At 34.2% G+C, this 11,637-nt stretch carries 13 protein-coding genes; all 13 read left to right on the plus strand.

Annotated features, from left to right (window positions below; all coding sequences use genetic code 11):
• On the plus strand, positions 1–3,614 hold a 3,614-nt coding region (gene rpoC / locus Q0C22_RS01985), incomplete at its 5' end, for a DNA-directed RNA polymerase subunit beta' (RefSeq protein ID WP_291490411.1).
• A gap of 49 nt (positions 3,615–3,663) precedes the next feature.
• The gene (gene rpsL, locus Q0C22_RS01990; protein ID WP_025391450.1) at positions 3,664–4,065 is read left to right on the plus strand and encodes a 30S ribosomal protein S12; all 402 of its coding nucleotides are present in this window, start codon (positions 3,664–3,666) and stop codon (positions 4,063–4,065) included.
• A complete protein-coding gene (rpsG, locus tag Q0C22_RS01995; protein WP_291490412.1) occupies positions 4,046–4,513 on the plus strand; it encodes a 30S ribosomal protein S7 in 468 nt (155 codons plus the stop codon). Before rpsL ends, rpsG begins: the two co-directional genes overlap by 20 nt.
• A 9-nt stretch (positions 4,514–4,522) precedes the next feature.
• A complete protein-coding gene (gene fusA / locus Q0C22_RS02000) occupies positions 4,523–6,595 on the plus strand; it encodes an elongation factor G (RefSeq protein WP_291490413.1) in 2,073 nt (690 codons plus the stop codon).
• Between the two features lie 12 nt (positions 6,596–6,607).
• On the plus strand, positions 6,608–7,798 hold the full coding sequence (gene tuf / locus Q0C22_RS02005; RefSeq protein WP_291490414.1) for an elongation factor Tu: 1,191 nt from the start codon (positions 6,608–6,610) through the stop codon (positions 7,796–7,798).
• Positions 7,799–7,809: 11 nt separating this feature from the next.
• Positions 7,810–8,115 (plus strand): 30S ribosomal protein S10, encoded by a 306-nt coding sequence (rpsJ, locus tag Q0C22_RS02010; RefSeq protein ID WP_291490415.1) that lies wholly within the window; start codon positions 7,810–7,812, stop codon positions 8,113–8,115.
• Positions 8,116–8,185: 70 nt separating this feature from the next.
• Positions 8,186–8,815 carry a 50S ribosomal protein L3 gene (gene rplC / locus Q0C22_RS02015; RefSeq protein WP_291490416.1) on the plus strand — a complete coding sequence of 210 codons (630 nt, stop codon included), beginning with the start codon at positions 8,186–8,188 and terminating at the stop codon, positions 8,813–8,815.
• Positions 8,812–9,438, plus strand: a complete 627-nt coding sequence (rplD, locus tag Q0C22_RS02020) for a 50S ribosomal protein L4 (protein WP_291490417.1) — start codon at positions 8,812–8,814, stop codon at positions 9,436–9,438. The genes rplC and rplD overlap by 4 nt, the downstream gene beginning before the upstream one ends.
• Positions 9,431–9,703, plus strand: coding sequence for a 50S ribosomal protein L23 (rplW, locus tag Q0C22_RS02025; RefSeq protein ID WP_291490418.1), 273 nt, complete (start codon positions 9,431–9,433; stop codon positions 9,701–9,703). The genes rplD and rplW overlap by 8 nt, the downstream gene beginning before the upstream one ends.
• 12 nt (positions 9,704–9,715) lie before the next feature.
• Complete coding sequence (gene rplB, locus Q0C22_RS02030) at positions 9,716–10,537, plus strand: 50S ribosomal protein L2 (protein WP_291490419.1); 822 nt, start codon at positions 9,716–9,718, stop codon at positions 10,535–10,537.
• Between the two features lie 8 nt (positions 10,538–10,545).
• Positions 10,546–10,827, plus strand: a complete 282-nt coding sequence (gene rpsS, locus Q0C22_RS02035; protein ID WP_291490420.1) for a 30S ribosomal protein S19 — start codon at positions 10,546–10,548, stop codon at positions 10,825–10,827.
• A 34-nt stretch (positions 10,828–10,861) separates the two neighbouring features.
• Positions 10,862–11,212, plus strand: a complete 351-nt coding sequence (gene rplV, locus Q0C22_RS02040; protein WP_291490421.1) for a 50S ribosomal protein L22 — start codon at positions 10,862–10,864, stop codon at positions 11,210–11,212.
• On the plus strand, positions 11,196–11,637 hold a 442-nt coding region (gene rpsC / locus Q0C22_RS02045), incomplete at its 3' end, for a 30S ribosomal protein S3 (protein WP_291490422.1). The genes rplV and rpsC, both read left to right, overlap by 17 nt.

The following is an 11,637-nucleotide window of genomic DNA, read 5'->3' on the forward strand; positions in this document are numbered from 1 at the left end:
GGGCATCAAACAACAGACCACTTAAATCACTTAGTGATACTATAAAAGGCAAAGAAGGACGATTTAGAAGAAATCTTCTGGGTAAAAGGGTTGATTATTCTGGAAGGTCTGTAATTGTAGCAGGTCCGGACCTAAGAATTGATCAATGCGGTTTGCCAAAAATTATGGCCTATGAGCTATTTAAACCATTTATTTATAATAAACTAATAGAAGAAGGTCACGCATTAACTGTGAAAAATGCTAAAAAGATTGTAGAAGATAAAGAACCTATAGTGTGGGATTTGCTGGAAGATATTGTAAAAGAATACCCTGTTATGCTAAATAGAGCACCCACATTACACAGAATTTCCATACAATCATTTTATCCAGTATTAACTGATGAAAAGGCAATAAGACTCCATCCTTTGGTATGCGCTGCTTTTAACGCGGATTTTGATGGAGATCAGATGGCTGTGCATGTTCCAATTAGCGTTGAAGCACAATTGGAATCAAAGGTGATAATGTTATCTTCTCATAATATTATTTCTCCTGCTCATGGTAATCCAATAGCTGTACCATCACAAGATATGGTTTTAGGGATTTACTATATGACAAAAGCAAGAGAAAACGCCAAGGGCGAGTCAGCAATATTTGCAAATGCCTGGAGTGTAAGACTGGCTTATGAAAATGGTGTGGTAGATTTAAATGCTAAAATAAAATATAGAGTTGAAAATACAGTTATTAATACTACAGTAGGCAGGGTTTTATTTAGTGAAATTGTACCAAAAGTAGTGCCATTTTCACTAATAAATAAGACAATAGGAAAAAAAGATCTTAATAACCTTATTTCGTATATTTATAAAAATACTGATTTACCAACCACTGTTGCTTTTTTAGATGACATTAAAAAAATGGGTTTTGAGATGGCAACAAAATCTGGTATATCAATTTCTGTTGACGATATACTGGTACCAGAAGACAAATCAAGTATTATTGAACATGCAGAAGAAGAGGCAAGAAAAATCCAAAATCAGTATGAGCAAGGTCTTCTAACAGATTCAGAGCGTTACAATAAAATTGTCGATCTTTGGAATAATGTTACAGAAGAAATATCAAAAGTTATGATGTTAAAATTGGGTGGCGCCTATAATGAAAGTTTTAACCCAATTTTTATTATGGCAGACTCTGGCGCTAGGGGTAGTCTGCAACAAATGAGGCAGCTTGCTGGAATCAGAGGTTTAATGACAAAACCTTCGGGTGACATTATTGAAACACCAATAAAATCTAATTTCAAAGAGGGTCTTAACGTTATTGAATACTTTGTTTCAACACACGGTGCAAGAAAAGGTCTTGCAGATACTGCATTAAAAACTGCAAATGCGGGTTATTTAACAAGAAAACTTATTGATGTGGCACAGGATGTTTTTATTACAATGGAAGACTGCGGTACTACAGAAGGTTTAGAAGTAAGTGCTTTAATTGTAAATGGTGAAGAAATTGAGTCACTTCAAGAAAGAATTACAGGTAGAATTTGCGCAGAAGATATAATTAGTCCTTTAACTCAAGAATTAATTGTAAAAGAAAATCAGGAAATTACAGAAGAATTAGCAGAAAAAATTGTTGAAGCCGGCATAAGAAGTGTAAAAATATTTTCTGTTCTAACCTGCAAAGCAAAATACGGTGTTTGTGCTAAATGTTATGGAAGGGATTTAGCTAGAGGTAGAAAAGTAGAAATTGGCGAAGCTGTTGGTATTATTGCCGCTCAATCTATTGGCGAACCTGGTACTCAATTAACGCTTAGAACATTCCACGTGGGTGGTACTGCTTTAAGAGCAGGGGAAAAAGTGAACGCAGAAACTAAAAAAGGCGGTATAGTAAAATATTTTAACTTAAGAACTTCTGTTAATTCGGAAAACAATAATGTTATATTAAGCAGAAGAGATGCAGCTGTATTAATTATAGAACCTCAAATTGTCTGTCTAAATACAGGAGTGGTAAGCATTGAACAGACAAAAACAGATTTTGTATTAAAAATAGACGATAAAGAAAACTACAATATTAGAAAAATTGATTTTATTAACGAAAGAGACATTATTCAAAATGATGCTAATGTTGTTGGAAAATTGATTTTTAATGTTGAAAATGGTCAGTTAGTAAAAGAAGGTGATCTTCTGGTTGGCAGAATACTTGAAATTTATACAGTACCAAAAAATTTACCCTATGGAGCAAGAATATATGTAAAAGATAATGATACTATAAGACGATTTATTAGAACCAGTGAGGCTGGTATTGTAAAATTTGTTGTATTAAAAGGACAATCATTTGTAGAAATCGATCATTTTGATAACGATATTGTAGATAAACATGGAGCCCATATTATAATTGAAGATGAAAATGGCACATTAAAAAAGAGATATTATCTATCTATAGGTAGTAAAGTTTTTGTTAAAAGCAAAAGCAAAGTAAAGGCAGGTGACATAATAGCTGGTTTCGATGATGTTATTAAAAAACGTATTATGGAATCCGATCCATCAATTTATTTATCAAGCACTATTATAGCAGATTGGGATTCTTATACGGACTTTTTGCTTGTCGATACAGATGGTTATGTAAGGTTTGTTGATATTGTTAACAATGTAACGCTAAGAGTTGATATAGATAAAATAACAGGTTTAAAAAGCAATATAATAATTGAAAGCAAGAATATCAACCTTAAACCCCGAATTGAAATTGTTGATGAGAATGGCAATGTAAAAATATCAGAAAATACTCACGAAAAAGCAGAATATTATCTTCCACCTGGCATAATTTTACAAAAAGAAAATGGAGATTATGTAAGGCCTGGTGATGCGCTTGGAAAAATACCAAGAGAAGCAACAAAAACCACCGATATTACCGGTGGTTTACCAAGATTAAATGATATATTTGAAGCAAAAAAGCCAAAAGACTCTGCTGTATTAAGTGAAATAAGTGGAGTAGTATCTTATGAGGGAGAAATCAAAGGAAAACGAAAGGTTGTTATAACATCAACAATAGGTAAAGGGGAAGCAAAAAAAGAATACTTGATTGCAAGGAATAAACGTATATTAGTTTACCCAGGTGATAGGGTTCAAGCAGGTGATCCGCTAACAGATGGTATTATAAACCCACACGATATTTTAAGAATATTAGGTGAAAAAGTTCTAAGGTGGCATTTAGTAAATGAGATACAGCAGGTTTATAAATTGCAAGGTGTATCTATAAATGACAAACATATAGAAATAATTGTAAAACAGATGCTGTCTAAGATTATTGTTGAAGACTCAGGGGATACAGATTTTATAGAAGGCGATTTAGTTGATAAATTTGTATTTGAAAGAAAAAACCAGCAAGCTATAGAAAATGGCAGAAAACCTGCAATAGGAAAAATCAGTTTACTGGGTATAACAAAAGCTTCTTTAAATACAGATAGTTTTATTTCTGCTGCATCATTTCAAGAAACAGTAAAAGTTTTAACAGATGCAGCTATAAGTGGCTCAATTGATTCACTTAGGGGATTAAAGGAAAATGTTATTGTGGGAAGGTTAATCCCGGTGGGGACAGGTCAAAAAAGATTTGATGATATGAATATTGAGATGAAAATTCTTGACAAATAAAAGTTTTATTGGTAATTTAGTCAAGCCAATATTTCAAGGAGGTAATTGGGTGCCAACTATTAACCAGTTAGTTAGAATAGGTAGAAAGAAAGTTAAAGAAAAAACGAAAACTTTAGCATTACAGGGTTGTCCACAAAGGAGAGGCGTTTGTACTAGAGTATACACAACTACTCCAAAGAAACCTAACTCAGCTTTAAGAAAGGTTGCTAGGGTTAAATTGACAACAGGATATGAAGTAACGGCTTATATACCAGGTGAAGGTCATAATTTACAGGAACACTCTATTGTTCTTGTAAGAGGTGGCAGGGTAAAAGATTTACCTGGTGTCAGGTATCATATAATAAGAGGTACACTTGATACTGCCGGTGTTAACGATAGAAAACAAGGTAGATCAAAGTACGGAGCTAAAAAACCCAAGGAAGGTGCTGTAAATGAGAAGAAGAAGGGCTGAGAAAAGACAAACACAAAGTGATTTGGTCTACAATAGTATATTAATTCAAAAAACTATTAATAAAATAATGTATGATGGAAAAAAATCTCTTGCTCAAAGGATATTTTACAAAAGTTTAGACCTTGTAAAAGAAAAAACTGGACAAAATCCATTAGAAATATTTGAACAAGCTCTAAACAATATTATGCCAAAGCTAGAAGTCCGTCCGAGAAGAGTTGGTGGTGCTACATACCAGGTGCCTGTAGAAGTTAGAAAAGAAAGGCAGGTTAGTCTTGCTATTCGCTGGCTTGTAAATTATGCAAGACAAAGAAATGAAAAAACAATGTTTGAAAAACTAGCAGGAGAAATTTTAGACGCTTTCAACAACAGAGGCGGCGCAATAAAGAAAAAAGAAGATACTCATAAAATGGCTGAAGCAAACAGGGCTTTTGCACACTATAAGTGGTGAGGTGGTATTTTGAGTAGAGCATACCCTTTAGAAAATGTTAGAAATATAGGAATTATTGCTCATATAGATGCCGGAAAGACTACAACATCAGAAAGAATTCTATTCTATACGGGCGTTTCACATAAAATAGGCGAAGTCCATGAAGGGACTGCTACAATGGATTGGATGGAACAGGAAAAAGAGCGTGGAATCACAATCACTTCTGCTTCAACTGTATGCTTTTGGAAAAACCATAAAATTAATTTAATAGACACACCTGGGCATGTGGATTTTACTGTTGAAGTTGAAAGGTCCTTAAGAGTTTTAGATGGTGCCGTAGGTGTTTTTTGCGCAGTAAGCGGAGTTGAGCCACAATCAGAAACTGTTTGGCGCCAGGCTAATAAATATAATGTACCAAGAATAGCCTTTGTTAACAAAATGGATAGAACTGGTGCCAATTTTTTTAATGTTGTTAAAGAAATAAACACAAAATTAGGTTCTATCCCAGTAGTATTACAAATTCCGGTTGGTTCGGAATCAAATTTTGTAGGTGTTGTTGATCTTGTTAAAATGAAAGCAATTATTTGGGATTCTGATGTGCTTGGTGCTACATTTAGTGAAAAAGAAATTCCTGCTGACCTTATGAGTTTGTCTAACGAATACAGAACAAAATTAATAGAAACGGTAGCTGATTTTGATGAAGAATTGATGATGGATTATCTGGATGGTAAAGAAATTTCTGAAGATAAAATAATAAAAGCTATAAGAAAAGCCACATTGTCAGGTAAATGTACACCGGTATTGTGTGGAAGTGCTTTTAAAAATAAAGGCGTTCAGCCCCTACTTGATGCAGTTACACTTTATTTACCCTCGCCAATCGATGTAGGTGGTATTAAAGGTAAAAATTTATCTGGCGAAGAAGAAGAAAGAATGCCTGACGATAAAGAACCTTTATGCGCTTTGGCTTTCAAGATATTAAGCGATCCGTATGTAGGAAAACTTACATATTTAAGAATATATTCTGGAGTTTTAAAATCTGGCTCATATGTATTAAATTCAGCCAAAGGGAAAAAAGAAAGAATTGGAAGGCTTCTTTTAATGCACGCAAATAAACGAGAAGATATAGAAGAAGCTCATACAGGTGATATAGTAGCTGCAATTGGTTTAAAATATACAGCAACAGGCGATACATTGTGTGCAGAAGAAAAACCAATTATACTAGAAGCAATGGAGTTTCCAGAGCCTGTTATATCAATTGCTGTTGAACCTAAAACAAAAGCAGATCAGGAAAAACTATCCAATGCTTTGCAAAAACTAGCAGAAGAAGATCCTACATTTAGAATAAAATTTGATGAAGAAACAGCCCAAACAATTATATCCGGTATGGGTGAGCTTCATCTTGAAATAATTGTTGATAGATTAAAAAGAGAGTTTAATGTAAATGTTAATACTGGTAAACCTCAAGTAGCTTACAAGGAAAGTATTAAAGCTAAAGTTAAAAAACAAGGTAAATTTGTTAGACAAACTGGTGGCCATGGTCAATACGGTGATGTTTGGCTTGAGGTTGAGCCACAAGAGCGAGGCAAAGGCATAACATTTGTAAATAAAATAGTTGGTGGTGTTATTCCAAAAGAATTTATACCAGCAATTGAAGAAGGTGTTAAAGAGGCTGCAGAAAATGGTGTGTTGGCTGGTTATGAAGTTATAGACGTTATGGCCACATTAGTAGATGGTTCATACCACGAAGTTGATTCATCTGAAATGGCTTTTAAAATAGCAGGTTCTATGGCTTTTAAAGAAGCTCTTAAAGCAGCTAAACCATACCTATTAGAGCCTATTATGGATGTTGAAGTTTCTACTCCTGAACAATACTTAGGAGATGTTATAGGTGATTTAAGTTCAAGAAGAGGTAAAATCAAGAGTATGGAAGATAAGTCAGGTGTTAAAGTTATAAGAGCTGACGTACCACTTGGTGAAATGTTTGGATATGCTACGACATTAAGATCTATAACACAAGGCCGTGGTACTTATGTAATGCAGTTTTCAACATATGAAGAAGTTCCAAGTTCTATTGCAGAAAAAATAATAAAGAAAGAAGTTTAGGAGGTTTCCATTATGGCAAAGGAAAAATATGTTCGTACCAAACCTCATGTTAATATTGGTACAATTGGACACGTTGACCATGGTAAGACTACACTGACTGCTGCTATAACAAAGGTTTTATCAAAAAAAGGTTTTGCTGAATTTAAAGATTACTCTCAGATAGATAACGCTCCAGAAGAAAGAGAAAGGGGTGTTACTATAAATACTTCTCATGTTGAGTATGAAACAGCCAAAAGGCATTATGCACACGTGGATTGCCCAGGGCATGCTGATTACATCAAAAACATGATCACAGGTGCTGCTCAGATGGACGGAGCAATACTTGTTGTTTCAGCAGCAGATGGTCCAATGCCACAAACAAGAGAGCATATTCTGCTTGCCCGTCAGGTAGGTGTACCATACATAGTGGTATTTTTAAATAAAGTAGATATGGTGGATGACCCGGAACTAATTGATCTTGTAGAAATGGAAGTGAGGGAGCTTTTATCTAAATACAACTTCCCAGGCGATGATGTACCGGTTATAAGAGGCAGTGCTCTAAAAGCCCTGGAATCTGACTCGGATAACGAATGGACTAAAGCCATAGAAGACTTAATGAATGCGGTTGATGAGTATATACCAACACCAGAACGTGACGCAGATAAACCATTCTTAATGCCAATTGAAGATATATTTACAATATCAGGCCGTGGTACTGTTGTAACAGGTAGAGTGGAGCGCGGTGTAATTAGAACAGGTGACGAAGTAGAAATAGTAGGTCTAAAGCCCACACAAAAAACCGTTGCAACTTCTCTTGAGATGTTTAGAAAGATACTTGATGAAGCTTTACCTGGTGACAATGTAGGTGTGCTTTTGCGAGGCACAAAGAAAGAAGAAGTAGAGCGTGGTATGGTTCTTGCAAAACCAGGATCCATTACACCACATACAAAATTCAAAGCTCAGGTATACGTTCTAACCAAAGAAGAAGGTGGCAGGCATACACCATTCTTTAATGGCTACAGACCACAATTCTACGTAAGAACTACAGATGTTACAGGTACAGTTCACTTGAAAGAAGGCGTAGAAATGGTTATGCCAGGTGATAATGTGGAAATGGAAGTAGAACTTATTGCTCCAATAGCACTTGAAAAAGAAACAAGATTTGCTATAAGAGAAGGTGGCAAAACTGTTGGTGCTGGTGTAGTTACTGAGATTATTAAGTGAGGGTGTTTTGAATGTCGCAAAAAATTAGGATTAAACTTAGAGCTTATGAAGCAAAAATATTGGATAGATCAGTAAAAGATATTATTGAAACTGTAAAAAGAACAGGAGCTACAATTAGAGGTCCTATACCACTGCCAACTGATATTTCCAGATATACTGTATTGAGGTCTCCGCATATTAATAAGACCTCAAGGGAACAATTTGAAATGAGAGTTCACAAAAGGCTCTTAGAAATAGATGATGCTACCCAACAAACCGTTGATGCATTGATGAAAATTGATTTAGCCGCTGGTGTTGACGTAGAAGTAAAACTTTAAAAATTTAAAAAAGAGGTAAAAACCTTTTTGGTTTCTCTGCCTCTTTATATATAGAGTATAGGAGTAAAAAATGATAGGATTAATTGCAAAAAAAATTGGCATGTCAAGGATGTTTATAAATGGTAATGCAGTTGCTGTTACTATTTTAGAATCCGAACCTGCTGTAGTTACCCAGATAAAAACAAAAGAAAATGATGGATATAATGCTATACAGGTGGGTTTTGTAGATACAAAAGAATCAAGAATTACAAAGGCACAATTAGGTCATTTAAAAAAATGTGGTTCTTTACCAAAAAAGTATTTAAGAGAGTTTAAAGTAAACGATATTAGTGGTTTTAAGTTAGGTGATAAGATTGAAATGGATATATTTAATGTGGGTGACGAAATTGATGTTATAGGTATTTCAAAAGGAAAAGGATTTGCAGGCGCTATGAAAAGGCATAATTTTGCTGGTGGGCCAGATGGGCACGGTTCTATGTTTAATAGAAGAGTTGGTTCTATTGGAAACAGAGAATGGCCTGGTAGGGTTATAAAAGGAAAAAAAATGCCTGGCCATTTAGGAAACGAACGAGTAACTATTAAAAACCTAAAAATTGCTTATATTGATAAAGAAAAAAATATAATTGCGCTAATCGGTGCAGTACCTGGCTCAAGAGGTTCTTATGTAACCTTATTAAGGAAAAAGGAGAAGTTATCATGAAAATTGATTATTTTGATAAAGATGCGAATAGGCTTGGAGAAATAGATTTCGATTTAAACTTTAAACCTTCAAATAAACCTGGTATCTTAGTAAATAGAGTAATTCGTGTATTGCTTGCAAACAAAAGACAGTGGACTGCTTCAACAAAAACTAGATCTGAGGTTTCAGGTGGTGGCAAAAAACCGTGGAAACAAAAAGGTACTGGTAGAGCTAGGGCTGGTTCGATTAGATCGCCATTGTTTAGGAAAGGAGGAGTAATTTTTGGACCAAAACCTAAAACCGATTTTGAGTTAAAAATAAACAAAAAAGAAAAAAGAAAAGCATTTTTAGAAGCACTTGTAGATCATATTGAAGCAAAAACACTTGTTTTGCTTAACGATTTGGATTTTGAACAGCCAAAAACAAAAGTTGCTTTTGAATTGGTAAAAAAACTCGATGCTGATAAATCGTTATTTATTTTAGATAAAAATATGACAAATGCTTATTTATCTTTGAGAAATTTAAGATCAGTTGAGATAAGGAATGTAGATACAGTTAATGTCTATGATATAATGAGGTTTCCTAAGGTTGTAACAACAAAAGATATTTTTGAAAAATTAAGCAGGAGATTTGCAAATGGATAAATGGGATATTATTAAAGGGCGTGTGGTTTCAGAAAAAGCGCTTATGATGCAGGAATTAAATAAATATGAGTTTTATGTACCAGTTAAAGCTACAAAACCTGAAATAAAAAAAACAATAGAATCTATTTTTAATGTTAAGGTAGAAGATGTTAATGTTATTAACTATAAGGGAAAAGTCAAAGTTTTTCGCGGTATTATAGGTAAAAAGAATTCACGAAAAAAATGTGTAGTCACTTTAAAAGAAGGCTACAGTATAAATTTATAAAAAGGGGACGATATGGGTATAAAGTATTATAAGCCTGTTACAAACGGTATGAGGTTTGCAAGCGTTAGTGACTTTAGCGAAATAACGAAAACTGAACCAGAAAAATCTCTAACCGTAGTTTTAAAAAAGAAATCTGGCAGAAATAATAAAGGCCATATTACCACTAGATTTCGTGGTCGTGGTGCAAGAAGGCTATATAGAATAATTGATTTTAAAAGAGACAAAAGAGACATAGAAGCCGTTGTAAAAGCAATTGAATACGATCCAAACAGAAGCGCAAGAATTGCCTTATTATCTTATAAGGATGGTGAAAAAAGGTATATTTTGGCTCCAGTTGGCTTAAATATCAACGATAAAGTGCAGGCAGGAGAAAATGTTGAACCAAAAGTAGGAAATGCACTTCCATTAAGAAAAATTCCGGTAGGTAGTTTCGTACATAATATAGAGTTAAAAATTAATGGCGGTGGAAAACTTGCAAGAAGTGCCGGTACTTTTGCTCAACTTATGGCTAAAGAAGGCAAATATGTTACATTAAAATTGCCAAGTGGTGAAATGAGGTATGTATTAGCTGATTGTTACGCAACGATTGGTCAGGTTGGAAACATTGATCATAATAATATAAACTATGGTAAAGCTGGAAGAGTTAGACACATGGGTAGAAGACCACATGTCAGGGGTGTAGCTATGAACCCAATTGATCACCCACATGGTGGTGGCGAAGGTAAAACGGGAACGGGTGGAACACCGGTAACACCATGGGGTAAACCAACAAAAGGTTACAAAACCAGACATAATAAACGTACAGACAAATTTATCATTAAAAGAATTAATTAGGGGGTTTAATGGCTAGATCACTAAAGAAAGGGCCGTTTGTAGATGAAAAATTGCTTAAAAAAGCAAATCAAGCAAAAGCAGAAGGCAAAAAAACTATAATAAAAACATGGTCAAGAAGAAGTGTAATTATACCTGAATTTGTTGGTTTAACTTTTGGCGTTCATAACGGGAAAAAATTTGTTCCTGTTTATGTTACAGAAAATATGGTAGGTTACAAATTAGGTGAATTTTCACCGACAAGGACTTTTAAAGGTCATAAAGGTGTTGTTCAAAAAAAGATAGGTAAGTAGTAATTTTAAATAAACTAACCATGGGGGTAAGGTAGTGGAACACACAGTTAAATTATCAAGAGCAAGAATCTCGCCTATAAAAGTGAGGCAGGTTGTTGGTTTAATAAAAGGCAAAAAAGCAAATGAAGCTATATCTATATTAAAACTTATACCTAAAAAAAGTGCTTTGATACTTTCAAAATTAGTTGAATCCGCTGTTGCAGGATGTTTAGAAAAAGGTGAAGATCCTAATAAATTTTATATCAAAACAGTGTGTGCTGATGATGGAATAAGGCTTAAAAGGTACAGACCAATGGCTATGGGTCGCGCAGGTAGAATACTGAAAAGAACCACAAACATAAAACTCGTGTTGGCAAAGGAGGTGGAATTTGGGTCAAAAGGTTAATCCCATTGGTTTAAGACTTGGGATAATAAAAACATGGTCGTCTAGATGGTTTGCAAAAAATGATTTTAAAGATAAATTACTGGAAGATCAAAAGATACGAAAAGAAGTAAAAGCAAAACTATATTATGCTGGTATTTCTAATATAGAAATTGAAAGAAAAATGAATAAATTAACCCTGAATATATATGCAGCAAGACCTGGCATATTAATTGGAAAAAAAGGATCAGAAGTTGAAAAAATTAAGAGTTTTGTTAATGATTTAACTAAATCTGAAGTTTCAATAAATATTAGAGAAGTTAATGCACCAGAAACAGATGCCCAATTAATAGCAGAGAATATTGCTTTGCAGATTGAAAAAAGGACACATTTTAGAAGAGCCATGAAAAAAGCTGCATATTTGGCTTTAAGAAAAGGCGTTCAGGGAA

Origin of the sequence: Desulfurella sp. (assembly GCF_023256235.1) — a bacterium.
Lineage (GTDB): Bacteria > Campylobacterota_A > Desulfurellia > Desulfurellales > Desulfurellaceae > Desulfurella.

Excerpts from the sequence above, each read along its gene's own strand:
- rplD (WP_291490417.1), top strand. The coding sequence starts at position 8,812 with ATGAAAATTGATTATTTTGATAAAGATGCGAATAGGCTTGGAGAAATA.
- rpsG (WP_291490412.1), top strand. The coding sequence starts at position 4,046 with ATGAGAAGAAGAAGGGCTGAGAAAAGACAAACACAAAGTGATTTGGTC.
- rpsS (WP_291490420.1), top strand. The coding sequence starts at position 10,546 with ATGGCTAGATCACTAAAGAAAGGGCCGTTTGTAGATGAAAAATTGCTT.
- rplB (WP_291490419.1), top strand. The coding sequence starts at position 9,716 with ATGGGTATAAAGTATTATAAGCCTGTTACAAACGGTATGAGGTTTGCA.
- rplW (WP_291490418.1), top strand. The coding sequence starts at position 9,431 with ATGGATAAATGGGATATTATTAAAGGGCGTGTGGTTTCAGAAAAAGCG.
- tuf (WP_291490414.1), top strand. The coding sequence starts at position 6,608 with ATGGCAAAGGAAAAATATGTTCGTACCAAACCTCATGTTAATATTGGT.
- rpsJ (WP_291490415.1), top strand. The coding sequence starts at position 7,810 with ATGTCGCAAAAAATTAGGATTAAACTTAGAGCTTATGAAGCAAAAATA.
- rplC (WP_291490416.1), top strand. The coding sequence starts at position 8,186 with ATGATAGGATTAATTGCAAAAAAAATTGGCATGTCAAGGATGTTTATA.